Source organism: Halomonas sp. KM-1 (assembly GCF_000246875.1).
Lineage (GTDB): Bacteria > Pseudomonadota > Gammaproteobacteria > Pseudomonadales > Halomonadaceae > Halomonas > Halomonas aerodenitrificans.
In genome coordinates this window covers 1-26846 of the sequence record NZ_BAEU01000088.1, presented here as the reverse complement: position 1 = coordinate 26846, position 26846 = coordinate 1, and the positions used below count along the sequence as shown (strand labels likewise).

The 26846-nt window shown below is 64.9% G+C and carries 28 protein-coding genes; 16 read left to right on the top strand and 12 right to left on the bottom strand.

What is annotated here, in order from left to right:
• Positions 1 to 3: 3 nt before the first annotated feature.
• The 7 genes from B8115_RS09705 (at position 4) to B8115_RS09675 (ending at position 6042) form a co-directional block, all read left to right on the top strand.
• Complete coding sequence (locus tag B8115_RS09705; protein WP_010627595.1) at positions 4 to 516, top strand: TRAP transporter small permease; 513 nt, start codon at positions 4 to 6, stop codon at positions 514 to 516.
• A 3-nt stretch (positions 517 to 519) separates the two neighbouring features.
• A complete protein-coding gene (locus B8115_RS09700; protein WP_010627594.1) occupies positions 520 to 1779 on the top strand; it encodes a TRAP transporter large permease in 1260 nt (419 codons plus the stop codon).
• Positions 1780 to 1819: 40 nt separating this feature from the next.
• Positions 1820 to 3022 carry a 3-hydroxybenzoate 6-monooxygenase gene (locus B8115_RS09695; RefSeq protein WP_010627593.1) on the top strand — a complete coding sequence of 401 codons (1203 nt, stop codon included), beginning with the start codon at positions 1820 to 1822 and terminating at the stop codon, positions 3020 to 3022.
• A 19-nt stretch (positions 3023 to 3041) separates the two neighbouring features.
• Positions 3042 to 4091, top strand: a complete 1050-nt coding sequence (gene gtdA, locus B8115_RS09690) for a gentisate 1,2-dioxygenase (RefSeq protein ID WP_010627592.1) — start codon at positions 3042 to 3044, stop codon at positions 4089 to 4091.
• Positions 4092 to 4126: 35 nt separating this feature from the next.
• Complete coding sequence (locus tag B8115_RS09685) at positions 4127 to 4834, top strand: fumarylacetoacetate hydrolase family protein (RefSeq protein WP_010627591.1); 708 nt, start codon at positions 4127 to 4129, stop codon at positions 4832 to 4834.
• A complete protein-coding gene (maiA, locus tag B8115_RS09680) occupies positions 4831 to 5478 on the top strand; it encodes a maleylacetoacetate isomerase (protein WP_010627590.1) in 648 nt (215 codons plus the stop codon). The genes B8115_RS09685 and maiA overlap by 4 nt, the downstream gene beginning before the upstream one ends.
• 93 nt (positions 5479 to 5571) lie before the next feature.
• Positions 5572 to 6042, top strand: a complete 471-nt coding sequence (locus tag B8115_RS09675) for a MarR family winged helix-turn-helix transcriptional regulator (protein WP_010627589.1) — start codon at positions 5572 to 5574, stop codon at positions 6040 to 6042.
• Positions 6043 to 6172: 130 nt separating this feature from the next.
• Here the strand turns inward: B8115_RS09675 and B8115_RS09670 are convergent, their stop codons facing one another.
• The 6 genes from B8115_RS09670 to B8115_RS09645 form a co-directional block, all read right to left on the bottom strand.
• Positions 6173 to 6745 (bottom strand): hypothetical protein, encoded by a 573-nt coding sequence (locus B8115_RS09670; RefSeq protein WP_010627588.1) that lies wholly within the window; start codon positions 6743 to 6745, stop codon positions 6173 to 6175.
• 36 nt (positions 6746 to 6781) lie between these two features.
• Positions 6782 to 7396, bottom strand: a complete 615-nt coding sequence (locus tag B8115_RS09665; protein ID WP_010627587.1) for a class I SAM-dependent methyltransferase — start codon at positions 7394 to 7396, stop codon at positions 6782 to 6784.
• Positions 7397 to 7399: 3 nt separating this feature from the next.
• Positions 7400 to 8152 (bottom strand): enoyl-CoA hydratase/isomerase family protein, encoded by a 753-nt coding sequence (locus B8115_RS09660; RefSeq protein ID WP_010627586.1) that lies wholly within the window; start codon positions 8150 to 8152, stop codon positions 7400 to 7402.
• 61 nt (positions 8153 to 8213) lie between these two features.
• The gene (locus B8115_RS09655; RefSeq protein ID WP_010627585.1) at positions 8214 to 9548 is read right to left on the bottom strand and encodes an FAD-dependent oxidoreductase; all 1335 of its coding nucleotides are present in this window, start codon (positions 9546 to 9548) and stop codon (positions 8214 to 8216) included.
• 49 nt (positions 9549 to 9597) lie between these two features.
• Complete coding sequence (locus tag B8115_RS09650; protein ID WP_010627584.1) at positions 9598 to 9972, bottom strand: cupin domain-containing protein; 375 nt, start codon at positions 9970 to 9972, stop codon at positions 9598 to 9600.
• 118 nt (positions 9973 to 10090) lie between these two features.
• On the bottom strand, positions 10091 to 10969 hold the full coding sequence (locus tag B8115_RS09645) for an enoyl-CoA hydratase-related protein (protein ID WP_010627583.1): 879 nt from the start codon (positions 10967 to 10969) through the stop codon (positions 10091 to 10093).
• Between the two features lie 239 nt (positions 10970 to 11208).
• Here B8115_RS09645 and B8115_RS09640 point away from each other — a divergent pair, with 239 nt between their 5' ends.
• From B8115_RS09640 to B8115_RS09610, 7 genes are all read left to right on the top strand, one after another.
• Positions 11209 to 12855, top strand: coding sequence for an AMP-binding protein (locus tag B8115_RS09640; protein ID WP_010627582.1), 1647 nt, complete (start codon positions 11209 to 11211; stop codon positions 12853 to 12855).
• Positions 12856 to 12898: 43 nt separating this feature from the next.
• Positions 12899 to 13666: an SDR family NAD(P)-dependent oxidoreductase gene (locus B8115_RS09635; protein WP_010627581.1), complete on the top strand. Its 768-nt coding sequence runs from the start codon at positions 12899 to 12901 to the stop codon at positions 13664 to 13666.
• A 47-nt stretch (positions 13667 to 13713) separates the two neighbouring features.
• A complete protein-coding gene (locus tag B8115_RS09630) occupies positions 13714 to 14511 on the top strand; it encodes an enoyl-CoA hydratase-related protein (RefSeq protein WP_010627580.1) in 798 nt (265 codons plus the stop codon).
• A 25-nt stretch (positions 14512 to 14536) separates the two neighbouring features.
• Positions 14537 to 15676, top strand: coding sequence for a cyclohexanecarboxyl-CoA dehydrogenase (gene aliB, locus B8115_RS09625; RefSeq protein WP_010627579.1), 1140 nt, complete (start codon positions 14537 to 14539; stop codon positions 15674 to 15676).
• Positions 15673 to 16227 carry a MarR family winged helix-turn-helix transcriptional regulator gene (locus tag B8115_RS09620; protein WP_010627578.1) on the top strand — a complete coding sequence of 185 codons (555 nt, stop codon included), beginning with the start codon at positions 15673 to 15675 and terminating at the stop codon, positions 16225 to 16227. The genes aliB and B8115_RS09620 overlap by 4 nt, the downstream gene beginning before the upstream one ends.
• A gap of 94 nt (positions 16228 to 16321) precedes the next feature.
• Positions 16322 to 17545: an ABC transporter substrate-binding protein gene (locus B8115_RS09615; protein WP_010627577.1), complete on the top strand. Its 1224-nt coding sequence runs from the start codon at positions 16322 to 16324 to the stop codon at positions 17543 to 17545.
• A gap of 53 nt (positions 17546 to 17598) precedes the next feature.
• Positions 17599 to 18267: a nitroreductase gene (locus B8115_RS09610; protein ID WP_010627576.1), complete on the top strand. Its 669-nt coding sequence runs from the start codon at positions 17599 to 17601 to the stop codon at positions 18265 to 18267.
• Positions 18268 to 18389: 122 nt separating this feature from the next.
• On the opposite strand, the gene B8115_RS09605 is transcribed toward B8115_RS09610, so the two are convergent.
• Positions 18390 to 19442 carry a GGDEF domain-containing protein gene (locus B8115_RS09605; RefSeq protein WP_010627575.1) on the bottom strand — a complete coding sequence of 351 codons (1053 nt, stop codon included), beginning with the start codon at positions 19440 to 19442 and terminating at the stop codon, positions 18390 to 18392.
• 279 nt (positions 19443 to 19721) lie between these two features.
• Between B8115_RS09605 and B8115_RS09600 the strand changes: the two genes are divergently transcribed.
• Positions 19722 to 20435 (top strand): SDR family NAD(P)-dependent oxidoreductase, encoded by a 714-nt coding sequence (locus B8115_RS09600; RefSeq protein ID WP_010627574.1) that lies wholly within the window; start codon positions 19722 to 19724, stop codon positions 20433 to 20435.
• A 6-nt stretch (positions 20436 to 20441) separates the two neighbouring features.
• Here B8115_RS09600 and B8115_RS09595 read toward each other — a convergent pair whose 3' ends face one another.
• The 5 genes from B8115_RS09595 to pobA all read right to left on the bottom strand — a co-directional run bounded on the left by B8115_RS09595 (position 20442) and on the right by pobA (position 26192).
• Positions 20442 to 21665: a CaiB/BaiF CoA-transferase family protein gene (locus B8115_RS09595; RefSeq protein ID WP_010627573.1), complete on the bottom strand. Its 1224-nt coding sequence runs from the start codon at positions 21663 to 21665 to the stop codon at positions 20442 to 20444.
• A gap of 46 nt (positions 21666 to 21711) precedes the next feature.
• Positions 21712 to 23217 (bottom strand): tripartite tricarboxylate transporter permease, encoded by a 1506-nt coding sequence (locus B8115_RS09590; protein WP_026038017.1) that lies wholly within the window; start codon positions 23215 to 23217, stop codon positions 21712 to 21714.
• Positions 23218 to 23247: 30 nt separating this feature from the next.
• On the bottom strand, positions 23248 to 23748 hold the full coding sequence (locus B8115_RS09585; protein ID WP_010627571.1) for a tripartite tricarboxylate transporter TctB family protein: 501 nt from the start codon (positions 23746 to 23748) through the stop codon (positions 23248 to 23250).
• 72 nt (positions 23749 to 23820) lie between these two features.
• Positions 23821 to 24819 (bottom strand): tripartite tricarboxylate transporter substrate binding protein, encoded by a 999-nt coding sequence (locus tag B8115_RS09580; protein WP_035590679.1) that lies wholly within the window; start codon positions 24817 to 24819, stop codon positions 23821 to 23823.
• A gap of 188 nt (positions 24820 to 25007) precedes the next feature.
• Positions 25008 to 26192, bottom strand: coding sequence for a 4-hydroxybenzoate 3-monooxygenase (gene pobA / locus B8115_RS09575; RefSeq protein ID WP_010627569.1), 1185 nt, complete (start codon positions 26190 to 26192; stop codon positions 25008 to 25010).
• Between the two features lie 139 nt (positions 26193 to 26331).
• Between pobA and B8115_RS09570 the strand changes: the two genes are divergently transcribed.
• A partial coding sequence (locus tag B8115_RS09570) for an AraC family ligand binding domain-containing protein (protein WP_010627568.1) occupies positions 26332 to 26846 on the top strand: 515 nt, incomplete at its 3' end.

The window sequence follows — 26846 nt, the reverse complement described above, 5'->3', positions numbered from 1 at the left end:
ACGATGCAGAAATCTCCTCTGACCCGCGCCAGCCGATGGCTGGCGCAGTTCGAACAGCTGCTCTGCGGCCTGCTGATCATTGCCTTCAGCACACTGCTGATCGTCAACGTAATCGGCCGCTACGTGTTCAGCAGTCCGCTCTTCTTCGCCGAGGAGCTGGCGGTCTATATCCTCGTATGGATGGCCTTTCTGGCCATTTCTGTAGCCATTCATCATGACCAGCACGTGCGCCTGACCATGCTGGTTGGGGTTATGCCGAGTCACTTGCAGCGGCTCTGCTACTGGCTGACCGAGCTGATCTGCCTGGCCGTACTGGCAACCCTGCTGTGGTACTCCATCGGCTGGATACGCTCCCCCTCAGCAGCCTTCGACATTGCCATCACACTCGACTGGCCCAAGTGGCACTTCTATCTGGTCGTACCAATCTTCTGCGCTACCGGAATTTTCCACATTCTTGCCAGGCTGCCGGACTATACCCGCACGGTCTTCGCCCTGGTCGACGACGAGGAGGACTGAGGCATGACTCTCGCCGTCTTTATCCTACTGATGCTGCTGGGCATGCCGATCGCATTCGTGCTACTCGCCTCGACCTTTGCCTTCGTGATCAACAGCGGCAACTACCGCATCCTCGAGGGGCTGCCCCAGGTGCTGTTCGGCTCGCTCGAAGTGTTCGATCTGCTGGCCATCCCGCTGTTCATCCTGCTCGGCGAAATCATGAACGAGGGCGGCATCACGCGGCGCATCATCCAGGCGGCGCGCGCCTGGTTCGCCTGGATTCCCCACAGCATCGCCTACGTCTCCCTGACCTCGAACCTGATGCTCGCCTCCATCATGGGCTCGGCCACGGCACAGATCGCCATCATGAGCCGGGTGATGACGCCGGAGCTCGCCCGCGACGGCTACGACAAAGGCTTCGCCGCGGCCCTGACGGCCGGCGCCGGTCTGCTCGGCCCGATCATCCCACCGTCGATGATCTTCATCATCTACGGCGTCATCGCCCAGGTCTCCATCGGCGCCATGTTCATGGGCGGCATCCTGCCGGGGCTTACACTCTTCGTACTGATCAGCGGCCTGATCGCGCTGGTCGCCCGCCGCGCCCGCAAGGCTCCGGCCGAGGCACGCGAGCCCATCGACCGCTGGCTGGCCACTCGCAATGCTCTCCTGACCCTGAGCATCCCGCTGGTGATCGTCGGCGGCATCGCCTTCGGCATCGTCACACCTACCGAGTCGGCGGCGGCCGCCACCCTGATGGCACTGATCATCGGAGGCGTGGTGTTTCGCGACCTCAAGGCCGAGAACCTCCCCGGGGTCCTGGCACGCACTGCACGCAACACCGCCATCGTGCTGTTTCTGATCGCCGCGGCCAAGGCCTTTGGCTGGGTGCTGGTCTACAACCAGATCCCCCAGCAGGTGGCCGGCCTGATGCAGGGCGCCACCGAGAGCCCGCTGGTCTTCATGCTGCTGGTGTTCCTGATGCTGCTGGTGGTGGGCATGGTGCTCGACGGCATCGCCGCCCTGATCATCCTGGTGCCGATCCTGCTGCCGGTGGCCCAAGGCAGCTACGGCATTGACCCCATCCACTTCGGCATCGTCACCTGCATGACCCTGACCCTGGGCCTGCTGACGCCGCCGGTGGGCGCCGGCCTCTATGTGGCCTCGGCAATCAGCAACGTCAGCCTGCAGCGCATCACCCTGTGGATTACCCCCTTCATCCTGGCAGCCTGCCTGGTCATCGTCGCCACCATCCTCAACCCCTGGGTCGTGACGGTCTTCCGCTAGACCCATAGACCATGCATTGCTCACAAGAGAGAGGCACATCATGAGCCAAGACACCATTCTGATTGCCGGCGGCGGCATCGGCGGCCTGGCCGCCGCCCTCGGCCTCGCTCGCCAAGGCATCCCCTCCCTGGTCCTGGAGCAGGCCCCCGAGCTGGGCGAGATCGGCGCCGGCATTCAGATCGGCCCCAACGCCTTCCACGCCTTCGACTACCTGGGCATTGGCGATGAAGCTCGCGCCAAGGCGGTGTATATCGACAATCTGCTACTTATGGACGCCATGGAGGATCGCCGGATCGCCGCCATCCCCCTGGACGAAACGTTCCGTGAGCGCTTCAACAACCCCTACGCTGTGGTGCATCGCGCCGATCTGCACAAGGTGCTGCTGGACGCCTGCGAGGCCAACGAGCGGGTCGAGCTGCGCACCGACTCACGGGTCGAGGACTACGTGCAGGACGCCAATGGCATCACCGCCATTCTCGCCAATGGCGAGCGCTTCAGCGGCCGTGCCCTGATCGGCGCCGAGGGTCTGTGGTCGCCGATCCGCCAGAAGGTGATCGGCGACGGCGCTCCGAGGGTATCGGGCCATACCACCTACCGCTCGGTGATCCCTACCGAGCAGATGCCCGAGGAGCTGCGCTGGAACGCCGCCACCCTCTGGGCCGGGCCCAAGTGCCATATCGTCCACTACCCCCTCAAGGGCGGCGAGGTCTACAACCTGGTGGTGACCTACCACAACGATGCCCCCGAGCCGGTGGCCGGCAAGCCGGTGACCAAGGAGGAGGTCCATCGTGGCTTCGCCCATATTGCGGAACGCCCACGCCAGATCATCGAGCACGGTCAGGACTGGAAGATGTGGGTGCTCTGCGACCGCGACCCCAACGAGCACTGGATCGACGGCCGGGTGGTGCTGCTCGGCGACGCTGCTCACCCCATGCTGCAGTACATGGCCCAGGGCGCCTGCATGGCCATGGAAGACGCCGTCTGCCTCTCCTACCACCTCGGTGACAAGCCGGATCTCGGCGAGGCCTTCGAAGCCTATCGCAACGACCGCTTCGCCCGCACCGCCAGGGTGCAGACCTATTCGCGGCTGATGGGCGAATACATCTACCACGCGGACGGCGGCAAGGCAGCGATGCGCAACGCCACCCTGCGTGCCATGACGCCCGAGGACTTCTACAACCGCATCGAGTGGCTCTACGGCGGCAGCGGCCTGAGCAACGTCACCACCTCACAAGACGCCTGAACCTGCAGGAGGACACCCCATGTCTCTGACCGAAAAGCCCCAGAGCTCACCCGAGCGCGAGGCCTACTACGAGAAGATCGCCAGGCAGGACTTCAGCGCCCTGTGGAACGTACTGAGCGACATCATCACCCCGACTCCCAAGAGTGCCTGCGTGCCGCACCTCTGGGAGTTCGACACGGCCAAGCGGTTGCTGATGGAGGCCGGTGAGCTGATCACCGCAAAGGAGGCCGAGCGTCGGGTGTTGATCCTGGAGAACCCCGGCCTGCGCAGCCAGAGCCGCATCACTACCTCACTCTACGCCGGCCTGCAGCTGGTGCTGCCTGGCGAGGTGGCCCCAGCCCACCGCCACAGCCAGTCGGCCCTGCGCTTCGTCATGGACGGCGGCGGCGCCTGCACCGCGGTCAACGGCGAGCGCACCCTGATGCATGAGGGCGACTTCGTGATCACCCCACCCTGGACCTGGCACGACCACGGCAACGAGTCCGAACGGCCGATGATCTGGATGGATGGCCTCGACATCCCCATGCTCTCGCTGTTCGACGCCTCCTTCGCCGAGGGACTCGGCGAGGACACTCAGGCGATCACCAAGCCCACCGGCGACTCCCTGGCCCGCTACGGCGCCAACATGCTGCCGGTGGACTTCGAAAAGAAGGGCCTGGCCTCGCCGATCTTCAACTACCCCTATGCGCGCACTCGCGAGGCGCTGGAAACCATGCGCCAGCGCGACGAATGGGATCCCTGCCATGGCCTGAAGATGCGCTACACCAATCCAGTCGATGGCGGCTTCGCCATGCCGACGATTGCCCCCTTCGTGCAGCTGCTGCCCAAGGGCTTCAAGACCGCTGGCTACCGTTCCACCGATGCCACGGTGTTCAGCGTCATCGAGGGCACCGGCCGCACCACCATCGGCGACAAGACCTTCGAGTGGAAGCCCAAGGACATCTTCGTGGTGCCCAGCTGGTACCCGGTGGTCCACGAGGCCGACGAGGACGCCGTGCTGTTCAGCTACTCCGACCGCGTCGCCCAGCAGAAGCTGGGGATCTGGCGCGAGAAACGCGACACCCACTGATAACGACCGACACCCTGAACAAGAGGCAAACAACCATGACCGACTACGTCTTCGCTCCCCACCCCGTCACCAGCGTCGCCATCCAGGGGGACGACCAGCGCTTCCCGGTGCGCCGCATCTTCTGCGTGGGCCGCAACTACGAGGCCCACGCCCGCGAGATGGGCCGCGACCCGAGCCGGGAATTCCCGTTCTTCTTCACCAAACCGGCCGACGCCATCGTGCCCGACGGCAGCGAGGTGCCCTATCCGCCGGAGACCCAGAACTTCCACTACGAGATGGAGCTGGTGGTGGCCATCGGCAAGGCTGGCTTCCAGATCCCCACCGACAAGGCGCGGGAATACATCTACGGCTACGCCGCCGGCAACGACCTCACCCGCCGTGACCTGCAGCTCGAGGCACGTGAGAAGGGGCGGCCCTGGGACTGGGGCAAGGCCTTCGACGAGTCCGCCGTGATCTCGCCGATCCGCAAGGCCAGCGAGATCGGTCACCCCACCACCGGCCGCATCTGGCTCGCCGTCAACGACGAGATCAAACAGGACCAGGACATCGCCGACCTGATCTGGGACGTGGAGGAGATCGTCTCCATCCTCTCCCACTCCATGCGCATCCAGCCAGGGGACCTGATCTACACCGGCACCCCGGCCGGCGTGGGCCCGCTGCAGGTGGGCGACAAGGTCACCGGCGGAGTCGACGGCGTGGGCAAACATTCAATCACCATCGCGGCACCGCGGGAGGGCATATGAGCCTGGTTCTGCACAATTTCTTCCGCAGCTCCGCCTCGGTCAGGGTCCGCGCGGCCTTGAACCTCAAAGGGCTGGTCTACGAGCAAGTCTCCTATGTGCTGCGCGACAAGCAGCACCATTCGGAAGCGTTCCTCACGCTAAACCCGCAGGGCCTGGTGCCGGCCCTGCAGCTCGCCGACGGCACGGTGCTCGGCCAGTCCCTGGCAATCATCGAGTACCTGGAGGAAACCCAGCCCGAGCCCGCACTGCTGCCCAGCGATCCGCTGAATCGCGCCTGGATCCGCTCACTGGCCCAGGCCATCGCTTGCGACATTCACCCGGTCAACAACCTGCGGATACTCCAGTATCTGGACCAAGCGCTGAGCATCAGCGAAGACGAAGTGATCGAGTGGTTCCGCCACTGGGTCGACCAGGGCTTCGCCCCCCTGGAGCAGCAACTGGTCGACGATACCCGCCGCGGCGAGTTTTGCTATGGTGACGCCCCCGGACTGGCCGACATCTGCTTATTTGCCCAGATGGCCAACAACCGCCGCTTCGACGTCGACATGTCGCGCTACCCTACGCTGCAGGCCATCTATGCCAACTGTCTGCAGTTGCCGGCCTTTGTAGATGCCCTGCCGGAGAATCACCCTCACGCAGAGTGATCCTCCAGCACCACTTGTCGGTACCATAGAAGGAGCCGTGGCCACCCCCCAAGGCCGCGGCTTATGATTTTTCACTTTCCAGGATCCGTGACAATGACCGGAACGCCCCTTACCAAGGCCAACTCGCTTCCCGGCAACCTGCTGCGGCGCTGCCACCAGATCAGCGTGGCAATCTTCCTCAGGAAGTGCGAGGAGTACAACCTGACCCAGTTGCAGTATGTGATCCTCTCCGCCCTGGACGAGAAGGGCTCACTGGACCAGATCACCCTGGGCGGCTATACCGCTCTCGACCGCAATACCGTGGCGGTGGTGGTCAAAAAGCTCGAAGAGCGCGGCCTGGTCACCCGACGGCGCAACCCCGAGGATCGCCGTTCCATGTTGGTCACCCTCACCGACGCGGGCGAGGCCTTGCGCATGGAGGCCGAAGCCGCCGTGCTTCAGGCCCAGGACGATATTCTCGGCCCCCTTGACGAACAGGAACGCGAGACCCTGTGTCGGCTGCTCCAGCGCCTAGCCGACGAGAACAACACCCTGAGCCGTGTGCCAATCCGCAACGCCGGATAAGCGGCACCGCTAGTAGGAGCAGGATACCGAGGCCGATTCACCCTCACCGATCATGCAGGTGGCCAACGCCATCCTCGAGGTGCTGGTGGAGAACCGCCGCAGTGGGCGCTATCCGTAGCGGGCCGGAGTGTCAGTTTTTCCCGCACTCGCCAAGCGCCAGGTAGTAGGCCTCTTGGGCGTCTTCGGCCTTGTCGAGGCGACACATCGTGAAGCCTTCGCAGGTAATCGAGTCGCGCTCGAAATCGGCACCATTGACGACGACCGTCGGCCTGGACGAGAACGGTCGGGGAAACTCGACCCACTCACGGGCCTCCCGCAGCACCACATGCGAGCGCGCCACCTGCAGCCCGTTCTTGAAGCGATACCAATACCCGTCGTCGTTGGAGCCGCTCTCCCGCGCCTCGCCCGCCAGGTCGAGTCCGAACACCTCATCCCTGACGGTCTCCCGCCGCTTGCTCCTGCTGGAGCCCGGCCCCGACTTGACCGAAATCGAGAACCCGAGCCCGGGCACGCGAACCTCGTTCGGCAAATAGCCTTCATGCAACAGATAAGAGATGAGCACCAAGCCCAGAAACGTTGCCATCCCCGGGCTCATGGCCAGTCTGGGCTCGTGCAGCAGGTATTCGAGCAGTGCCCCGACGATCAGGAGCACCGTCACGACCAGCATCGGGTTGTCAGTGAGAGCCTTCCTGGCCTTGCGCATAACGCCTCCTTGCCACTCGATCCCTTGCAGTCTGGTTCAAGACTGATGTGCTGTCGTCGCCACCGCCAGGCACGATGCCCGGCTGCCGCTTCGCGACAGCACCGTGAACTCCTCGAGCCGCAGGCCGGCGGCGTCGAGCTGCGCCTTGAAGGCGTCCTCGTAGGTCACCCGGCCGAAGTCGATGCTGGTGAGCCGCTTGAGCATGGGCTTGAGCCACTCCATCCCACGGGAGGGTCGCAGTTGGATGGTCTGGGTGAAATAGAGCCGTCCGCCCGGGTTCAGCAGCGTCGCGCAGTGGCGAAGCGCCCGCTCGGGCTCCGGCAGTAGCATCAGGCTGGCGGAGAAATAGGCCGCATCGTAGGGGCCGCCACTATGATCGTAGACGGACTCGAGACGCACCTCGGCATGGGCGCAGAGCGCCTCCTCCTCCAGCCGGCGCTGGGCGCGATCGATGTAGTCGGCATCGATGTCGATACCGGTGATGCGCAGCCCCTTGCGCCTCACCGTCTCGGCGTTGGCCGCCAGCGCCCCGGCCGTGCCGACCCCGACGTCCAGCAGGGCCGCCTCCTCGGGCAGCCGTTCGAGCACCGCGGCGTACCAGCGGGCAGTCAGCTTCAGAATCAGGGCATCGTAGATCAGGCTGCGCAGCATGGTTCAGCGGCCACGCTTGGCAAAGAAGGCGTCGATGGCACCCTGGGCCTCCGGCGAGCCGCAGCGCTCGAGCAAGCGTCGCTCCTCCCTGGCGAAAGCGTCTTCGACGGCAGCTTCGTCACCCTCACGCAGCAGCGCCTTGATGGCGAGAAGCGTATCGAAGGGCTTGGCAACGAGCCGTTCGGCGCAGTCCAGCGCCTGCATCAGTGCCTTGCCGTCGGGAGCGACATCGGTGATCAGGCCCAACTCACCGGCACGGGCCGCGGTGAACGGCTGGCCCAGCATCAGCATCGCCGTGGTGGCCTTGCTGCCGACCAGGCGAGGCAGCAGGTAGGTGGTAGCGCCCATCGGCGTCAGGGCGAGGTTGACGAAAGGCAGGCAGAAGCGGGTCGATTGGCCGGCATAGGCGAAGTCGCAGTGCAGCAGGATCGACGTGCCGAGACCCAGCGCCAGCCCCTCGGCGGCAGCCACCACGGGCTTGGGAAAGGCGCGCAGGCGGCGCAAGAAGGCGATGGCCGGCACGCTTTCGGCATCCGCCAGCGCCTTGTAGTCATTCAGGTCGTTGCCGGCGGTGAAGCAGTTCTCGCTGCCGGTGATGACCAGCACCTTGACCGCGGCGTCCGCCTCGGCCGCATCGAGCGCTTCGATCAGTCGCGTGTAGCTCGCTTCATCGAGGATGTTGCGCCGCTCGGGGCAGCTGATTCTGAGCAGCTCGATGCCGCCTTCACGCCGCGACGTGGTGATGTCGGTTGCCATGATCCGCTCTCCTCTCGCACCCAATGCCTGACCACAGCATAAGAAAAAATTAATAAGTAAGCTAAGTTTTCGAACCGCGCGTTCGGATCAGGCGAGCCGCGGCGCTCTTGCCCGCACTCAGCGCCCCCTCCATGTAGCCAGGGAAGCGCTCGGCAATCTCCGAGCAGGCGAACTGCAGCCCTCCCTCTACCTGGCGCAGCCGAGCCGCGGCATCCGGCAGGCCCCCGAAACGAACATGCGCGTTGTATCCGCCGCCACACCAAGGATGCTGCACCCAGACGGCATCGGTGAAGTCGAGGGGTTGGCCTGCCTCATCTTCACCGAAAATCCCGGCGAGCATCTCTATCGCATACGCACGCCGCTCCCCCCGATCTGCCAGCGCCAGGTCGCGCGCACGGTGCCCGCCGGTGAAAAGAGTCAACCGCGCCGACTCCTCCCCTGGCTTGGTGGTATCCATCAGCGTCGTGCCCATTGGTTCGAGGCAAACGATTTCACTGAGCGGCGCTGCCCTTCCCCAACCGGATGGCTGACGCCAGAAGGCACGGCGATACACGAGAGTGGTCTTGACCATGGCACCGGGAACGAAGCTCTCCAGGGCGGGGCGGAGCTCATCGGCCAGCGGCGGGGGCAGCTCGATCTCGCGAGCGGCCAGCGGCGGCACCGCCAGGATGACGCCAACAGCAGCACGATAGGCCCCCGTTGGGGTGATGACATCAAAGCCGCCTTTCCCGTCTGCTGCCCCTCTCGTCACCGCCGTAACGGCCGTGTCGTAACGAGGAGCGCGAGAAAGGCCTTCGGCAAGCCAGGCAACGAGGGCATCGAGCGAACCTGCCACCTGATACTCGCCGTCCTCTCGCGCCGAATCGTATCTTGCGAAAATTCCCAGCACCGCCTGGGCGCTGAGCTCGCTGGGTGCATGGCACAGCAGTTCGCAAAGCGAGCTCTGCATGAGCGCGAGCCCCTGGGGGTCAGCCGTGACCTTGCGGATCAGCTCCGTGACGGTCCGATCCGAGCGGCCACTGCGTAAACCCGCCGACGAGACCAGGCCGGGCCAGGCGTCACTCAGTTCGTTCAGCCAGGTATCGGCCTCGATGAAGCCCCGTGAACCGAGCCCCGCCGTCTCTCCTTCCGCTCCGCCCGCCACCAGCTCCAGTCCGGCCTCGTGCACCAGCTCGACGAGTGCCGTCATGTCCCGGTTCAGGAACTGGGCTCCGTCTTCCATCGGATGGCCATTCTCTCCCACGGACGAACGGACTCGCCCGCCGGGAGTTTCCTGCGCCTCCAGCACCTGGCAGCTCAGCCCCGCGGCTTCCAGCTCACGTGCCGCGGAAAGCCCCGCCAATCCCGCTCCTACCACGATGACGTCTACGGTTTCTCCATCCCGCTCAAGCTGCATGTCTCTTCCTTGCTTATCCGGTTGCATCCCTACTGCGGCGTCATGCCGCTCACACCCAGACGTCGTTCAAGGCAGTGCGTTCGCCTCCCGCATTGCCGGTATTGAGAACCCCGCGCGGCTCGATCAGCATCACTTCCGCTTCCTCCTCGGCATATGGCTTGTGCTCCACGCCCTTGGGAACGACGAACATCTGCCCCGCTGTCAGATGCACCGCACCGTCGCGAAAGTCGATGCGCAAATTGCCCTTGATGACTATGAAGGTTTCGTCGGTGTCAGGGTGGTCGTGCCAGACGAACTCACCCTGAAGCTTCACGACCTTGAACTGGTAGTCGTTCATCTCTGCCACGACTCTCGGCGACCACTGCTCATCGACCAGGCTGAGCTTCTGGCCGATATCTATCGCCGTATATTCCCTCGTCTCCATTTCTCCCCCCTTGTTATTCGGTTACGCCGTTTCTTGGCGCTATTCGAAAAGTAGACCATCGGGGCGAAGGAGATAGGCCTCTCCCGGTTTGAGAGCCCGGGTACGAGAAGTGTCCCGACTAGCCCTCTCGTGCCCATTGATGACGCGGGGCACGCCGACCGTGACGCCGTGCTGCCAGCCGTGCCTCGGCGCGCTCCCGCAGCTGCGGCAGGGAAAGGCACTCCAGATGCAGCGCCCATTCGCGGCGCAGCCCTTCGTCGAAGGGTTGATAAACGGCAGTCTTCAACACTTCGAACAGTCTGGCGCAGGCCGGGTTGTCGCGCGCCTCGTCAGACAGCGCGCGGTACTGGCGCTCGAGCCAACCGGCCGCATCGGCAACGGGTACCTTGATGCGTCGGTCGCGGGTTCGTCTCACCCCCTGCGCCACCAGTTTCCACGCCTCGGCCTGCTGCTGCGCCTCCACGTGCAGCCGCGGCGTCACGGCATCGATGAGCCCCAGCCGCCGTGCCTGGGTCGCCCCGATGGTCTCACCCGAGAGCAGCAGGTGCAGCGCGGCGGCCAGCCCCATCAGCCGGGGCAGCCGCTGGGTGCCGCCGGCGCAAGGTATCAAGCCCAGGGCGATCTGCGGCAACCCCAGGCGCAGCTCGGGGGGGCCTAACCGGTAGTGGCAGGCCATGGCCAGCTCCAGGCCGCCGCCGAGCACTGCCCCGTGCAGCCAGGCCACACAGGGCTTGATCCCGCTCTCGATGGCCAGTGTCAGCTGCGGCAGGGAGGGCGCCTCATGCAGTCGGTCGAGCTCGCCCATGTCGGCGCCCGCCGAGAAGCAGCGGCCTCCCGCCTTGAGCAGGATCCACCTCACCTTCGGGTCGTTCTCGGCTTCGATAAGGGCCTGGCGCAGCTCGCTGCGCAGCCGCTGGGTCAGAGCATTGACCGGCGGGTTGAACAGGGTGATCCGCGCGCAGTCGCCCTCGCGAATCAAGGTTACGGCTCGGCTCATGGCTCGTCTCGCTGTGTGATAAAGGACCGGCTCATCGCAGCATTACTGACAACTTGTTGTCACAGCTTCTTCTTCACGGCATCGATAGCTCATGGAGAGAGTTTAGCCAAACCGAAATAAAAGACAATGTGTTGACATAAAATTTCGACTCGCCTAGCTTGATTCTCAAGACGCGCCGAGCCGCACCAAGCACCGGCGCCCGCCACAACAACGAAACAACGGCAACATCAGGAGCTCGTATGGCTATCGAGACGAATCTGACTCCCGAGCGCAGGCAAGCGATGATCGCTCTAGGCGCCTGGAATGACATGCTCTTGACGGATTATCTGGAAGAGGCCGTGACCAGCGCCGCCGACCGCCAGGCCATCGTCACCTACCGCATGGCCGATGGAACTCATGCGTCGCTGACCTACGCCCAACTGAACGAGAAGGTCACCCGCATGGCGGCGGGCCTGGCCGGTCTGGGCGTGGCCAAGGGTGACGTGGTCTCCTGCCAGTTGCCCAACTGGTGGCAGATGACTGCGCTGCACCTGGCCTGTATCCGCATCGGCGCGGTGCTCAACCCGTTGATGCCGATCTTCCGCGAACACGAGCTGCGCTTCATGCTGGCCCAGGCCGAGAGCAAGGTATTCGTCGTCCCCGGAGTGTTTCGCGGCTTCGATCATGCCGCCATGGCCCGAGACCTGAAGGCCGAACTCACCGCCCTCGAGCAGGTGCTGGTGGTAGGCGGTGAGGGCCCGGACAGCTTCGAGAACACCCTGCTGGAGCGCGCCTGGGAGCGGGAAACGGATACCGCCGCGCTGTTCCGCGAACGCCGCCCTGGCGGCGACGACGTGGTGCAGCTGCTCTACACTTCCGGCACCACCGGCAAGCCCAAGGGGGTGATGCACACCTCCAACACCCTGATGAGCCACATCCGCCCCTTCGCCACCCGGCTGGGGCTGGGCAACGACGACACGGTGTTCATGCCCTCGCCGCTGGCGCACCAGCTCGGCTTTCTCTACGGCCTGATGCTGCCCGTTTACCTCCAAGCCACCGCGGTGCTGCAGGACACCTGGAAACCGGCCGAGGCCGTCGACATCATTCGTGCCGAGCGGCCCAGCCTGATGCTCGGCTCCACGCCCTTCCTGGCCGACATCGCCGAGCAGGCCGAGGCCCACGGTCCCGACCTGCAGTCGCTCAAGCTCTTCATGTGCGCTGGCGCACCGATCCCCAGCCCGCTGGTGGAGAAGGCCGCACGCAACCTGCCGACGCGCATCATCTCCGCATGGGGCATGACCGAGAACGGCGCGGTGACCACCACCCGCCCTGGTGACGACCCCTCACGCGCGGTGCACACCGACGGCCTGCCCCTGCCCTTCATGGAGCTGAAAGTCACCGATCTGGAGAGCAATACCCTGCCACCCGGCCAGGAGGGGCCGCTCTATGTTCGCGGCGCCAGCCTGTTCGTCGGCTACTTCAAGCAGCCCGAGCTCTATGGCGTCGACGCCGAAGGCTGGTTTCCCACCGGCGACCTGGCCCGCCTCGACGAGCAGGGCTACGTGCGCATCACCGGGCGCTCCAAGGATGTGGTGATCCGCGGCGGCGAGAACATCCCCATCGTCGACATCGAGAACGCGCTTTACCAGCACCCGGCGATCCAGGCGGTGGCCCTGGTGGGTCGTCCCGACGAACGCCTCGGCGAGCGCCTGTGCGCCTACGTGAGCCTCAAGGAAGGCATCGAGTCGCTGACGCTGGCGGATATCACCGCCTTTCTCAGTGAGCGCCAGGTGACGCGCCAGTACCAGCCTGAGTTCCTCGTGGTGCTCGACGAGCTGCCGCGTACGCCGTCAGGAAAGATTCAGAAATTCAAGCTGCGCGAGCAGGCCGGCCAAAGCGTGGCGTGACGCGAGGCCACCGCTCATCCAATCCGCAACGAGAGAGAGCTGCATGAGAGGACTTCAAGACAAGACCGTCATCGTCACCGGTGGCGGCGGCGGCATCGGCCGCGCGGTGTGTCGCCGCTTCGCCGCGGAAGGTAGCAAGGTGGCGGTGCTCGACCGCGATCTCGACGCCGCCCGTCGCACCGTGGTGGTGATCGCCGAAGCCGGCGGCCAGGCCCGCGCCTATGGCGCCGACATCACCGACTACGCTGCCATCGTCGACACGATCGAGCGTATCGAGGCCGAACTTGGCGTGCCGCGGGTACTGGTCAACAACGCCGGCTTCGATCGCTTCATGCCGTTCCTCAAGACCGAGCCGGCGCTGTGGGAGTCGCTGATCGCGGTGAACCTCACCGGCGCGCTCAACATGCACCACGTGGTGCTGCCGCGGATGATCGAGGCCGGCGGCGGCAAGGTGATCAACGTCGCCTCCGACGCCGCCCGGGTCGGCTCCTCCGGCGAGGCAGTCTACGCCGCCTGCAAGGCCGGCCTGCTGGGGCTGAGCAAGACCCTGGCCCGGGAGCTCGCGACCAAGGGCGTGACCCTCAACGTGGTCTGCCCGGGCCCCACCGACACTGCGCTGCTGCAGGGTTTTGCCGAGACCTCACGCGACCCGGAGAAGCTGCTTGAGGCGTTCCGCAACGCGGTGCCCATGCGCCGTATCGGCCAGCCTGAGGACTACCCGGGGATCATCGCCCTGCTCGCCAGCGACGACGCCGATTTCATCACCGGCCAGGTAATCAGCGTTTCCGGCGGCCTCACGATGGCGGGCTGACGCCCCCGCGACGCTTTCAGCCCCACAACGCTTTCAGGAAGACACTCATGACACTGCAGACACCGAACTACGAAGACGTTCTCTATGACGTCACCGACGGCGTGGCGACCATCACCATCAACCGTCCGGAGCGCTACAACGCCTTCCGCGGCCAGACCTGCATGGAACTGCTCGACGCCTTCAACCGCGCCGGCTGGGACAAGTCGGTGGGGGTGATCGTGCTCACCGGCGCCGGCGACAAGGCGTTCTGCACCGGCGGCGACCAGGGCGCCCACGAGGGCCAGTACGACGGCCGCGGCATCATCGGCCTGCCGGTGGAGGAGCTTCAGACGCTGATCCGACAGGTACCCAAGCCGGTCATCGCCCGAGTGCAGGGCTTCGCCATCGGCGGCGGTCACGTGCTGGCACTGGTGTGCGACCTGACCATCGCCTCGGAGAACGCCGTGTTCGGTCAGGTGGGCCCCAAGGTGGGCTCGGTGGACCCGGGCTTCGGCACCGCCTACATGGCGCGGGTGATCGGTGAGAAGCGCGCCCGCGAGATCTGGTACCTGTGCCGCAAGTACAGCGCCGCCCAGGCGCTGGAGTGGAGCCTGGCCAACGCCGTGGTACCCGCCGACAGGCTCGACGAGGAGGTGCGCCAGTGGTGCGACGAGATACTCGAGAAAAGCCCCACCGCGCTCTCCATCGCCAAGCGCTCGTTCAATGCCGACAGCGAGAACATTGCCGGCATCGGCGCCATGGGCATGCAGGCGCTGAGCCTCTATTACGACACCGACGAGTCGCGGGAAGGGGTGGCCGCCTTCAAGGAGAAGCGCCGGCCCGAGTTCAGGAAGTTCTACAAGTGACGGCCCCTGCCGCGAGGACGACAGCATGAACTTTGCCTTTACCGAACAGCAGCAGGCCATTCGCGAGAGCGTGGCGCGGCTGGCAGCCGACGCCCTGGCCCCGCGCTACCGAGCCCGCGAGCAGGAGGCGCGCATCGAGCGCGAAATCGTCGCCCAGCTTGGCGAGATGGGCTGCCTGGGCGGCGAACTGCCCGAGGAGTACGGCGGCAGCGGCCTGGACTGCGTGACCAGCGGCATCATCGTCGAGGAGATCGCCCGCGGCGACTTCAACGTCGCCTACCTGCCGCTGCTGGCCTCGCTCAATGGCCAGATCATCGCCCGTTACGCCCGCCCCGAGCTGGCCCGGGAGTGGCTCGGCGGCATCACCGCCGGGCGCAAGATCGCCTGTATCGCGCTGACCGAGCCCCACGGGGGCTCCGATGCGGCCAACCTCAAGCTCAAGGCCACCCGCAACGGCGAGCGCTTCCTGCTCACGGGCGAGAAGACCTCGATCTCCATGGCCGACCAGGCCGACGTGACGGTGGTGTTCGCCCGCACCGGCACCCAGGAACAGCGCGCCAGCGGCATCAGCGCCTTCCTGGTGCCGATGGATTCGCCCGGCATCTCCACCAGCCGCTTCGAGGACTCGGGGCAGCGCGCCATTGGCCGGGGCTCGATTTTCTTCGACAATGTCGCGGTACCGGCCGATCACATGCTCGGCGACGAGGGTCAGGGCTTCAAGCAGGTGATGCAGGGCTTCGACTACAGCCGCGCGCTGATCGGCCTGCAGTGCCTGGCGGTGGCCCAGCAGTCGCTGGACGAAACCTGGCAGTGGCTCACCGAGCGCGAGGCCTTCGGCCACAAGCTCGCCGCCTTCCAGGGCCTGACCCATCCGCTGGCGGAGTACCAGACCTACGTTCAGGCCGCCCGTCTGCAGTGCTACTACGCGCTGTGGCTGAAGGACAACGAACTGCCCCACACCAGCGAGGCGGCAATGAACAAGTGGTGGGGGCCGAAGCTTGCCTTCGACGTGATCAAGCAGTGCATGCTGGCCCACGGCCACACCGGCTGGGGCGAGGACATGCCCTTCTCCCAGCGCATGCGCGACGTGCTGGGGCTGCAGATCGGCGACGGTACCGCCCAGATCATGAAAAACATCATCGCTCGCCAGGCGGTGCCCAGATGACCAGCCTCATCGCGACCGGACGCCCTGACTCCCGCCTGGCGGCGCTGCTCGACAAAGGAGTGCCATCGATGGCGATTCAGGACGACAAGAGCGTAGCCAACCGGCTGTTCTTCCGTCTCTTCCAGGCCAGCAACATCCTGCAGAAGCAGACGGTGGGCCAGGTCGGCCTGAGTACGGTCCAGTGGGCCGTGCTCGGCGCCCTGTCGCGCAAGGGATATGAGGACGGCATCTCCTTCAATCAGCTCACCGAGTACCTGATCGTCAGCCGCCAGAACCTCGACGGCGTGCTCAAGCGGCTGGAGCGGGACGACCACGTCAAGCGCATCCCCCATCCCGACGACAAGCGCGCCCGGCTGATCCTGCTCACCGATAAAGGCCGCGCCTTCTGGGAGAGCCTGCAGCCGAAGATCCACGAGTTCTATGCCCAGGGGCTCGCCAACTTCACCTTCGACGAGACGGTGAGCCTGCTGCACTACCTCAACAAGTTCCAGAAGGACCTGGAGGCTATCGCCATGCAGGAAGCACCCAACGCCGAGCGCGAGGAGAGCTGAACCACCCAGAGCCCAAACGCACCCCATCACGACGCACGACCCCATAACGCCAACAACAAATAGCCTCGTCATGCGACGAGGTAGGAGAGTTCGTATGTCCGCAAAACGCCAATTCACCCTGAAAAGCGGCCTGCTGGGCCTGACCGTGGCCCTTGTTGCCGGCACTGCCCAGGCCGAGATCAGCGATGACGCGATCCGCATCGGCTATCTCGCCGACATGTCCGGCCCCTACCGCGACCTGGCCGGCCCCGGCGGGCTGGAGGCGCTGCGCATGGCCGTGGAGGACCACGGCGGCAGCATTCACGGCGCCCCCATCGAAGTGTTCAGCGCCGACGACCGTAACAGCGCCGACGTGGGCGCCAACACCGTGCGCGAGTGGATCGACCAGCGCAACGTCGACATGGTGGCGGGGCTGGTCGCCTCGTCGGTAACCATCGCTGCCACCCGTCTGCTGGCCGAGCACGACAAGATCGGCATGGTGTCCGGCGCCGCTGCGCTCAGCGTGACCAATGAGCACTGCACGCCCAGCCACATCCAGTGGGTCTACGACACCCACGCCATGTCCAACGGCTCGGCCCGGGCCATTGTCGAAGAGGGCGGCGACAGCTGGTACATCATCGCCGCCGACTACGCCTTCGGCCACTCACTGGAGGCCGATGTGGAGAAGGTGGTGGAAGAGAGCGGCGGCCAGGTTCTGGGCAAGGTGCGCCACCCGCTCAACACCGCCGACTTCTCCTCCTACATGCTGCAGGCCCAGGGCTCCGGGGCGAAGATCGTCGGCCTGGCCAACGCCGGCGCCGACACGGTCAACGCCATCAACACCGCCGGCCAGTTCGGCCTGGCGGAGTCGGGTCAGGCCCTGGCAGGACTGATGGTTTTCCTCAACGACATCCATGCGCTGGGGCTGGAGACCACTCAGGGCATGCAGCTCACCACCGGCTGGTACTGGGACATGAACGACGAGGCCCGCGCCTGGGCCCAGCGCTACTACGAGCGCATGGGCAGCATGCCGACCATGGTCCAGGCAGGTGTCTATTCGAGCTCCATGCACTACCTCAACGCCATCGAGGCCACCGGCACGGACGATGCCGCCACGCTGCGCGCCTGGATGGGCGAGACGCCGGTCAACGACATGTTCACTTCCAACGGCGTGATCCGCGAGGATGGGCGCATGGTCCACGATATGTACTTGGTAGAAGTGAAGTCACCCGCCGAATCCGAAGGCGAGTGGGATCTCTACCGCATCGTACGTACCATCCCGGGAGATGAGGCCTTCCTGCCGCTGGCGCAGAGCGGCTGTCATCTGGTCAATTCCTGAGCACCTGCCGGACCGCTCCGCCAGCGGTCCGGCAGCTTCATGAGGAGCACTGCATGCACGTCGACGACGCCATCCGCAGCCGCAAGTCCGTTCGCCGCTTCTTGCCCGACCCGGTCAGCCGCGACACGCTGGCCCATATCGTAGAAGTCGCCGGGCGCGCGCCCAGCGGCAGCAACATCCAGCCGTGGCAGGTTCACGTGGTGGCGGGCGAAGCACTGCACCGGCTCAGCGCTGCCATTCTCGCCGCCTTCGACAGCGGCGAGGAGCATCAACCCGAGTACACCTACTACCCCACCCAGTGGTTCGAACCTTATCGCGAGCGCCGCCAGCGCTGCGGCTACGGCCTCTACGAGACCCTTGGCATAAGGCGTGAAGACAAGGCCCGGCGCCACGAACAGATGCGCCGCAACTTTCACTTCTTCGACGCCCCGGTGGCCATGATCGTGACCATCGACCGACGCCTCGAGACCGGCAGCTACATTGATGCCGGCATGCTGATCCAGAGCCTGATGACCTCCGCCCGAGGCCAGGGCCTACACACCTGCGCCCAGGCCGCGCTGGCCTGGTATCACCGGATCATCCGTGAACAGCTGGGGCTGGCCGACAGCGAGCTGGTGCTGTGCGCCATCGCCGTGGGCCACGAAGACCCCGAGGCACCGGAGAACCACTTCATCACCGAGCGTGAACCGGTGGGAAGCATCGCCAGATTTCACGGAGATTAGACGCATCACACGAAACAGTCCCACAAAGCTGGACTTCCGATGCGGCGCCCCTGGGCCTGCGGGCGTCGCTGACGAAAGCGAAGAAGCAATACCGAATGCCCCGAAGCCAAACGGCATCAGGACTACAGCTGATCCACCACCTGGTCGCGCCCCTTTGCCTTGGCGGCATAGAGGTGCCTGTCCGCATCCGCAAACATCTCGTTGAACCCTTGAGATTGCGGGTCCCCGACAGCGACACCCGCACTGATCGTCACGTGTACACGCTGACTTTCCACCGACACAGGTTCCGCCCCCACGGCCAGCCGAAGCTTCTCGGCGCGGCGCAAGGCAGCACTGTCCCCGCAGTCGTAAAGCAGGACACAGAACTCCTCTCCCCCCAACCGGGCTACCAGATCCTGTGCACGGACGGCCGAAAGCAACCGCTGGGTGACGGCGATGATGACCTGGTCCCCGACGGCATGCCCGTGGGCATCATTGATCGCCTTGAAGTTGTCGATATCGATGAGAACGAGAGCATACGGACGATCCAGGTCGCACAGAGCTTGGCGAACCCGCTCGAAGCGCTGTAAGAAATGGCGGCGGTTCGAGATGCCGGTCAAGCTGTCCTGGTTGGCTAGCGTTTCGATTCTATCGTGGGCGGCTTCCCGGGACCGTTCCTGGTAATACGCCGCGGCCCCGAAGACCATCATCGCGCCGAGGATATTGGTCAGGGCGGCCCCAGACAGCGCCGGCCAGTCGTTTCGGTAGCTCAGGGTCAATGACAGGATGACTGCGAAAAAAACCAAGTAAACGGGCAAACCCTTGCGTGTGCCGAGCAGGAAAAAGTTGACGATAGCAAAGAAAACCGTCCATACCGCTGCAGAGACACCCGCCTGAACATACCAGAAGAAGAAGGCAGAGAGGACACCGCAGGACAGGACCGTCACCCAAGCCGATCGCTCGATGTTACGGTTGATGCGCATGTCCGTCAGCGCCAACACGACGATGACGAAGAACCCCAGCTCGACGACCGCCAAAGGGATAGCCTTGAAGTAGAAGAAGTTGATCAAGGCATACGCCAGGGAGGTCAGCGCAACGATGATCAAGAAGCAGTTGGCCAGCCAGAATCGTCGCGAGTCCGCTCCCAAGTCAGTGTCGCTCTCGACCCGCCACCTACGCGCTAGTGGTGTATTCATTGCTCACCCGCCCCCTGATGTCGCCACTTCTCGAGAAAGTAGGCCTCACGACAGCATGACCCCACCCGACGCCGATGATCATGTTTGCAAATGGTAACAGAGGTATATCGGCCGGGCTGCGGGGGCTTTGAGGTCACCCATCAACGCTCAAGACGAAGGTCGCATTGTGGCGATAGGGCGCAACCTTCAGCCTTGAAACGAACTTATGTACGCATTGCGTACGATCTACCCCCCCTCTGCAGCGTCACCAACCGGAAGCTCTTGCAAGGACCACCCCCCATGACCGAACCCTGCGCAATCGTCACCGGCGGCGCCCGCAACATCGGCCAGGCCATCGCGCTGCGCCTGCAACAGGACGGCTATCGCACCATCGTGCTGGATATCGTCGAGCCCGAGGCGGAATCGCTGAGGGCCGATGCCCGCCTGGTCGACCTCGCCGAGGTGGAAGCGACCCGAGAGGTACTCGCCGAGATCGTCGAGAGTCACAGCGTGGATTGCCTGGTCAACAACGTGGGGATCGTCGCGCCGGCGCTGCTCGATGAAACCCGAGTGGAGGACTTCGATCGCCTGATGCACCTCAACGTGCGCTCGGCGCTGGTCTGCACCCAGGCATTGCTGCCGGGCATGCGCGAGCGCCGCCATGGCCGTATCGTCATGAACGCCAGCCGCGTGGTGCTGGGCAAGGAGGCACGCAGCCTTTACAGCGCGACCAAGGGCGCGCTGCAATCCATGGCCCGCACCTGGGCGCTGGAGCTGGCCGGCGACGGCATCACCGTCAACTGCGTCGCCCCGGGGCCCATCGCCACCAGCGCCTTCTGGGAGAACAACCCGCCGGACTCCGAACGCGCGCGGCGCATCATCGACAACATTCCGGCGCTACGCATGGGCCAGCCCGAGGACGTGGCCCAGGCGGTGAGCTTCTTCTGCGACGAGCGCAGCGGCTTCGTCACCGGCCAGACCCTGTTCGTCTGCGGCGGCGTCAGCGTCGGCTGATCCGCGCTAGATCACACCGCGCTGACGCAACTCGGCGACCTCCTCCGGCGCCTTGTCGAGCAGCCGCGCCAGCACGGCGTCGGTATCCTCGCCCAGCGCCGGCGGCGCCTTGCGATACTCCAGCCGGGTACGCGAGTACTTGATCGGGTTGGCCACGCCGGGCACCGGCCCGTGGCGCGACTCCAGCTCGATCTGCATCTCCCGCGCCTTGACCTGAGGGTCGTCGAAGACCTGGGCAACGTTCTGGATCGGTCCGCAAGGCACTGCGATCTCGCCCAGCAGTGCGATCCACTCGGCAGCGGTACGGCTGCGGGTGATCTCGACCATGATCTTCACCAGCTCGAGGCGATGTCTCACCCGCGCCGGGTTGGTGGCGAAGCGCGGGTCTTCAGCCAGCTCGGGCCGCCCCACCGCCTGGCAGAAGCGCTGGAACTGGCCGTCGTTGCCGATTGCGATGATCACCTTCTCGCCGTCGGCGGTGGGAAACGGCTGATAGGGAACCAGGTTGGGATGGTACTCGCCGGTACGAGTGGGCGGCGTACCGCTGCAGAAGTAGTTCTGCGCCTGGTTGGCCAACCAGCTCACCTGCACGTCGAGCAGAGCCATGTCGATGTACTGCCCTTCGCCGGTCAGGTGGCGATGATGCAGCGCGCCGAGAATGGCGATGGTCGCGTTCATGCCGGTGGTCAGGTCCGCCACCGCCATGCCGACTCGCTGCGGTCCCGCGCCGGGCTCGCCGTCGGCCGCGCCGGTGATGCTCATCAGGCCGCCCTGGGCCTGGATCAGGTAGTCGTAGCCGGCCAGGGCGGCCATCGGCCCGGTCTGACCGAAACCGGTGATGGAGCAGTAGATCAGCCCCGGATTGATGGCCTCCATAGTGGCGTAGTCCAACCCCTTGCGCGCCAGCCCACCGCTCTTGAAGTTCTCCACCAGAATGTCGCTCTCGGCGGCCAGCTCACGGATCAGCGACTGGCCTTCGGGCCTGCTCATATCCACGGTCACCGAGTGCTTGCCGCGGTTGGCCGAGAGATAGTAGGCGGATTCGCGGGTCTCGTTGCCATCGCGATCCTTCAGCCAGGGCGGGCCCCAGTGGCGCGTGTCGTCACCGCTCACCGGGCGCTCGATCTTGATCACCTCGGCGCCCATGTCGGCAAGTATCTGGGTGCACCAGGGGCCGGCCATCACGCGGCTCAGGTCGAGCACGCGCAGGCCTGTCAGCGGTCCCGCCATATCACCTCTCCCGATTCTTGCGATGCTCTCGTGCGCTCGATGCCACTCACGGGCTCTCCTGCGTCGTGGCGGCGCTGGCGGACTGACGGCGCGCCGCGGCATAGCGATACAGCGCCAGCAGGATCGAACCCAGCGTCAGGGCGATGAAGAACCAGGTGATCGGACCGCGCACGAAGATCGAGAGATCGTTGTGCCCGATCAGCAGCGAGCGGCGCAGGTTGTCCTCGAACATCGGCCCGAGAATGAAGCCGATCAAGAACGGTGCCGCCGGTATCGCCGCCCGGTTGAAGATGTAGCCGAGCACGCCGAAGCCCAGCATCAACCACACGTCGAAGGTGTCGTTGTTCACCGCGTAGGCACCGTAGACGCAGAACATCAGCACGATGGGGAAGAGAATCGATTTGGGAATGTCGGCGATCAGCGAGAAGTACTTGATCGCCCCGTTGCCCACCACCAGCAGCACCAGCGAACTGAACATGATGCCGACGAACAGCGCGTAGATCAGCGTCAGGTTCTCCTGGAACATGATCGGGCCTGGGGTCAGGCCGTGGACCATGAAGGCACCGAGGATGATGGCGGTGATCACGTCGCCGGGAATGCCCAGCGACAGCAGCGGAATCATGGTCGCTCCGGCCACCCCGTTGTTACCTGCCTCCGAGGCGGCCACACCTTCCACCTCACCCTTGCCGAAGTTGTCGCGGTTGGGCGAGCGGCGCCGGGCATCGCTGTAGGAGATGAACGCGGCGGCGGTGGCCCCGGTGCCGGGAATCGCCCCGATAATCACGCCGATCAGGCTGCCGCGAATGATGCTCTTCAGGCAGCGCTTGAGCTCCGCCAGGGTCATGCCCACCCCGCTGGCCTTGGCCTTGAGGTGCGGCAGCGCCTTCTTGCGGTAGAACTCGATGATCTCGGGAATGGCGAACAGCCCGATCAGCAGCGGGATGAACGAGATCGAATCCATCAGGTTGTAGTTGCCGAAGGTCAAGCGCTGGGAACCGTAGACCTCGTCCAGCCCCACCAGCGAGAGCAGGATGCCCATCAAGGCGGCGAGCAGGCCCTTGATCATCGAGCCGCTGGCCAACGAGATGATGATGGTCAGCGAGAAGCAGATCAGCCAGAAGAACTCCGGCGCACCGAAGTTGAGCGCGATCTTGGCCAGGTAGGCGGCGAAGAAGATCAGCGCAATGTTGGAGATGAAATCGGCAATCACCGATGAGTAGAGCGCCGTCTTCAGCGCCTTCTTGGCGTGGCCCTGCTGGGCCATGGGATAGCCATCGAGCAGGGTGCAGGCGGATGCCGGCGAGCCCGGGGTGCGAATCAGGATGGCCGTGATCGAGCCGCCGTACATGCCGCCCTTGTAGATCCCCACCAGCAGCAGGATGGCCGCCACCGGCTCCATGGTGAAGGTGAACGGCAGCGCCAGCGCGACCGCCATGGTGGCGGTCAGTCCTGGAATCGAGCCGACCACGACGCCGATGACGACCCCCAGCGCAATGGCCAGGAAGTTGTCCAGGCTGAGAAAGAGATGAAGGACTTCCGAAAACATATCCATGCATTCACCCAGGGGCAGTAGCGCCTGCCGTCAGAACGGCATCAGCGGCAGCGGCACGTTCATGACCTTCACGAAGACGAAGGCGACCGCGGCAGGTAACACGAAGGCCAGGCTGTAGACCCACCAGGTCCTGACCGGATGGGCGGCGAACAGGATCAGCGTGGCCAGGATGCCGCTGATCACCGCACCCAGCGACTCGAACAGCCCCACATAGACCACCAGCGCCGCCGCCATCATGGCGAAACGCAGCCGGGGCCCTTTCTCGATGCGGCGCCCATCCTCCTTGTCGGTGTTGTCCACCAGCAGCCCCTGCACGATCAGCAGGCAGGAGAAGAGCAGCATCAGCCCGCCCACGATGCGCGGCAGCCAACGCGGCGACATCAGCGGGCTCTGCATGATGGGCGGCTCGCTGATGTAGTTGGGTATCAGATAGAACAAAAGGATGGCGGAAGCGACCAGCAGCACACACCCCGAGAGAACGTCTCCGGGGTCGCGAATCGCCATGACACGCTTGGACGACGAGGACGACATGACACCCTCCAGAGGACAGGTGAGGCGAGGACAGAGCCTCGCCTCAGCGAACGGTGAAAGCGGTCGACTCGCTTACTGACTGATACCGGCCTGTTCGGCCACTTCCTGCCAGCGCTCGACTTCCTGAGCGACGAACTGCTTGAACTCCTCGCCGGCCACTTGACCCGGCTCGGCACCCAACTGGTCCGCGAAGCTGACGAACTCCTCACGCTGCATCACGGCATCGAGCGCCTCGCGCATGGCCTCCTGGGCTTCCTCGGAGAAGGACTCGTGAGCGATCAGGCCGAACCAGGCGGTTGTCACGAACTGGTCCAGGTTGTAGTCGCCGACTTCCACCAGGGTGGGCACGTCGGGCAGATGCTCGGAACGCTCGGCGGAGGTCACCGCCAGCGCCTTGAGGTCGCCGGAGCGAATGTGAGACAGCACGGTGGGCATGTTCTCGAAGGAGACGTTGACGTCACCGCCCAGCAGAGCCGGAAGCGCGGCACCGCTACCGGCAAACGGCACGGCGGTCAGATTGGTCTCGGTCAGCGTCTTGAACAGCTCTCCCGACATGTGAATGGAGCTGCCCACACCGCTGTGGCTGAAGGTCATGTTCTGCTCGCGGGCCGCCTCGACGAACTCCTCGACGCTGTCATAGGGGCTGCTGGCCGGCACCACCATCACGTTGGGGATGTCGATCAGGTTCTGCAGGAAGACGAAATCCTCGACCGGGTCGTAGTCGAGGTCGGGATAGATCGCCGCCCCGATGGTATGCCCGGGCGAGGCCATCAGAATGGTATGAGCGGCTTCGCGCCCACCGCGCGCCAGGCGACCGGTGGCCACGGTGGAACCCGCGCCCGGCCGGTTCTCCACCACCACGTTGGCGTCGAGCTCATCCTGCAGCAGGTCGGCCACGCGACGCGACAGTACGTCGGTGGTACCGCCCGGCGCATAGGGCACGACCAGGCGCACGTCACCGGTCGGCCACTCGTTGGCATGCACCGTCGAGACGGAGACCGCCATCGTCAGCCCTGCGCCACATGCCGCCAGGCATGCCGTTCTCAGCAAGCTCTTTTTCACGCCACTCATTTTCGCCACCTCTAATGATCGTCGTTTGGATTTGTTCGCAAAGCGCACACTTATTCGTTATCGAATCGAGAGTACTGGGTTGCGACCGGGCTCCAAACCCGACCTTAGTCTTAGCGAGTGTCTCGGCAGACATGAAAAAGCCCGGGCCAACCGCCACGGCCCGGGCAAGGAGGAGCACGAAAGAGGCGCTACTCGAGCGACTCGTAGGGCAGCCCGACGTAGTTCTCGGCGATGGTCTTGAGGCCGGCCTCCGAAGCCGTGAGGTAGTCCAGTTCGGCCTGCTGCATGCGGGCCTCGAAGCCCTCCTCGTCGGAGAACTTGTGCAGCAGCGAGGTCATCCACCATGAGAAGCGCTCGGCCTTCCAGATGCGCTTCAGGCAGGTCTGCGAGTAGTTGGGGATCAGGTCGGTGCGGCCCTCCTGGTACACCTTCACCATCAGCCGGTAGAGCGTGTTGACGTCGCTAGCGGCGAGATTGAGCCCCTTGGCGCCGGTGGGCGGCACGATGTGGGCGGCGTCGCCCACCAAGAACAGCCTGCCGTACTGCATGGGCTCGACCACGAAGCTGCGCAGCGGGGCGATGCTCTTCTCCAGCGCAGGGCCGGTGATCAGCTTGGCCGCCACCTCTTCGGGCAGGCGCCGTTTGAGCTCTTCCCAGAAACGCTCGTCGGACCAGTCCTCGACCTTCTCGTCGAGGGGCACCTGCACGTAGTAGCGGCTGCGGGTCGGCGAGCGCATGCTGCACAGGGCGAAGCCGCGCTCGTGACGAGCGTAGATCAGCTCGTCGGAAACCGGCGGCGTATCGGCCAGCAGGCCTAGCCAGCCGAACGGGTAGATCTTCTCGAACTCCTTGATGCGATCCTTGGGGATCGACTGGCGCGACACGCCGTGAAAGCCGTCGCAGCCGGCCACATAGTCGCAGTCGAGGCGCACGGTCTCGCCGTTCTTGTCGAAGGTGACGTAGGGAGCGTCGCTTTCGAGGTCATGCGGCTGCACGTTGTCGGCCTCGTAGATCGTCGTGCCGCCGTCGGCCTCGCGCGCCTCCATCAGGTCGCGGGTCACTTCCGTCTGGCCGTAGACCATCACCGTCTTGCCGCCGGTCAGCCCGGCCAGATCGATGCGCACGCGTCGGTTGTCGAAGGCCAGCTCGACGCCATCGTGAGGCAGGCCCTCCGCGTTCATGCGTGCGTCGACGCCCGCTTCGCGCAGCAGATCGACCATGCCCTGCTCCAGCACGCCGGCGCGAATGCGGCTGAGCACGTACTCGCCGCTCTTGCGTTCGAGGATCACGTTGTCGATGCCTTGGCGGCTCAGCAGCTGGCCGAGCAGCAGCCCGGAGGGGCCAGCACCGATGATGGCTACCTGGGTCTTCATGAAAAAAGCCTCATTATTGTCAGGGGCGACATATGAGTTGCATTTTTCAATGAAAAGGCGCGGCTATTAAGGCAAGATAAATACCAATAGTTGGACTTTTCGCACATTCTTTATCGACTTTGGTCGTACAGGTGACCCCATGTCGAACTCCCCCCCGGCCTCGGTGCCCGTATTCAAGCTCTACGGCGAGACCCACCCCTGGCCGACACCCGACCTGCTGCACTGCGAATCGATCCCCGAGCGCAGCCGGCTGCACGACTGGCACATCCGCCCCCACCGGCATGCCGATCTGGTCCATGTGCTGCACATCGCCAGTGGTCGGGTCGAGCTGGAGCTGGAGGGCACCCAGCACGCCCTGCAGGGGCCGCTGGCCATCGTGGTGCCTGCCATGAGCATTCACGGCTTTCGCTTCTCGCAGGATATCGAAGGACATATCGTCACCCTGGCCCAGCCGCTGGCCGAACAGCTCGGCCAGCAGCTCGAGGAGCAGGCCAAGGCGCTCCGCCAGGCCAACTACTTCCCGCTGGAACAAACGGCCCAGGCAGGCCGCCTGGCCACGCTGGTTGAGCAGATCGACACCGAATACCGCCGGCCCGCGCCGGGCCGCGACCGCATGCTAGGTGCGCTGGTGCAGGCCCTGTGCGTGGACTCGCG

Bases quoted from the DNA above. Each gene is read 5' to 3' on its own strand.
- B8115_RS09705 (WP_010627595.1), top strand. From the start codon at position 4: ATGCAGAAATCTCCTCTGACCCGCGCCAGCCGATGGCTGGCGCAGTTC.
- B8115_RS09670 (WP_010627588.1), bottom strand. From the start codon at position 6,745: ATGCGCAAGGCCAGGAAGGCTCTCACTGACAACCCGATGCTGGTCGTG.
- B8115_RS09580 (WP_035590679.1), bottom strand. From the start codon at position 24,819: ATGAGTGGCGTGAAAAAGAGCTTGCTGAGAACGGCATGCCTGGCGGCA.
- B8115_RS09645 (WP_010627583.1), bottom strand. From the start codon at position 10,969: ATGAGCCGAGCCGTAACCTTGATTCGCGAGGGCGACTGCGCGCGGATC.
- B8115_RS09660 (WP_010627586.1), bottom strand. From the start codon at position 8,152: ATGGCAACCGACATCACCACGTCGCGGCGTGAAGGCGGCATCGAGCTG.
- B8115_RS09620 (WP_010627578.1), top strand. From the start codon at position 15,673: ATGACCAGCCTCATCGCGACCGGACGCCCTGACTCCCGCCTGGCGGCG.
- gtdA (WP_010627592.1), top strand. From the start codon at position 3,042: ATGTCTCTGACCGAAAAGCCCCAGAGCTCACCCGAGCGCGAGGCCTAC.
- B8115_RS09675 (WP_010627589.1), top strand. From the start codon at position 5,572: ATGACCGGAACGCCCCTTACCAAGGCCAACTCGCTTCCCGGCAACCTG.
- B8115_RS09635 (WP_010627581.1), top strand. From the start codon at position 12,899: ATGAGAGGACTTCAAGACAAGACCGTCATCGTCACCGGTGGCGGCGGC.
- B8115_RS09650 (WP_010627584.1), bottom strand. From the start codon at position 9,972: ATGGAGACGAGGGAATATACGGCGATAGATATCGGCCAGAAGCTCAGC.
- B8115_RS09615 (WP_010627577.1), top strand. From the start codon at position 16,322: ATGTCCGCAAAACGCCAATTCACCCTGAAAAGCGGCCTGCTGGGCCTG.
- B8115_RS09685 (WP_010627591.1), top strand. From the start codon at position 4,127: ATGACCGACTACGTCTTCGCTCCCCACCCCGTCACCAGCGTCGCCATC.
- B8115_RS09605 (WP_010627575.1), bottom strand. From the start codon at position 19,442: ATGAATACACCACTAGCGCGTAGGTGGCGGGTCGAGAGCGACACTGAC.
- B8115_RS09665 (WP_010627587.1), bottom strand. From the start codon at position 7,396: ATGCTGCGCAGCCTGATCTACGATGCCCTGATTCTGAAGCTGACTGCC.
- B8115_RS09655 (WP_010627585.1), bottom strand. From the start codon at position 9,548: ATGCAGCTTGAGCGGGATGGAGAAACCGTAGACGTCATCGTGGTAGGA.
- maiA (WP_010627590.1), top strand. From the start codon at position 4,831: ATGAGCCTGGTTCTGCACAATTTCTTCCGCAGCTCCGCCTCGGTCAGG.
- aliB (WP_010627579.1), top strand. From the start codon at position 14,537: ATGAACTTTGCCTTTACCGAACAGCAGCAGGCCATTCGCGAGAGCGTG.
- B8115_RS09640 (WP_010627582.1), top strand. From the start codon at position 11,209: ATGGCTATCGAGACGAATCTGACTCCCGAGCGCAGGCAAGCGATGATC.
- B8115_RS09630 (WP_010627580.1), top strand. From the start codon at position 13,714: ATGACACTGCAGACACCGAACTACGAAGACGTTCTCTATGACGTCACC.
- B8115_RS09695 (WP_010627593.1), top strand. From the start codon at position 1,820: ATGAGCCAAGACACCATTCTGATTGCCGGCGGCGGCATCGGCGGCCTG.
- B8115_RS09585 (WP_010627571.1), bottom strand. From the start codon at position 23,748: ATGTCGTCCTCGTCGTCCAAGCGTGTCATGGCGATTCGCGACCCCGGA.
- B8115_RS09610 (WP_010627576.1), top strand. From the start codon at position 17,599: ATGCACGTCGACGACGCCATCCGCAGCCGCAAGTCCGTTCGCCGCTTC.
- B8115_RS09600 (WP_010627574.1), top strand. From the start codon at position 19,722: ATGACCGAACCCTGCGCAATCGTCACCGGCGGCGCCCGCAACATCGGC.
- B8115_RS09590 (WP_026038017.1), bottom strand. From the start codon at position 23,217: ATGGATATGTTTTCGGAAGTCCTTCATCTCTTTCTCAGCCTGGACAAC.
- B8115_RS09700 (WP_010627594.1), top strand. From the start codon at position 520: ATGACTCTCGCCGTCTTTATCCTACTGATGCTGCTGGGCATGCCGATC.
- B8115_RS09595 (WP_010627573.1), bottom strand. From the start codon at position 21,665: ATGGCGGGACCGCTGACAGGCCTGCGCGTGCTCGACCTGAGCCGCGTG.
- pobA (WP_010627569.1), bottom strand. From the start codon at position 26,192: ATGAAGACCCAGGTAGCCATCATCGGTGCTGGCCCCTCCGGGCTGCTG.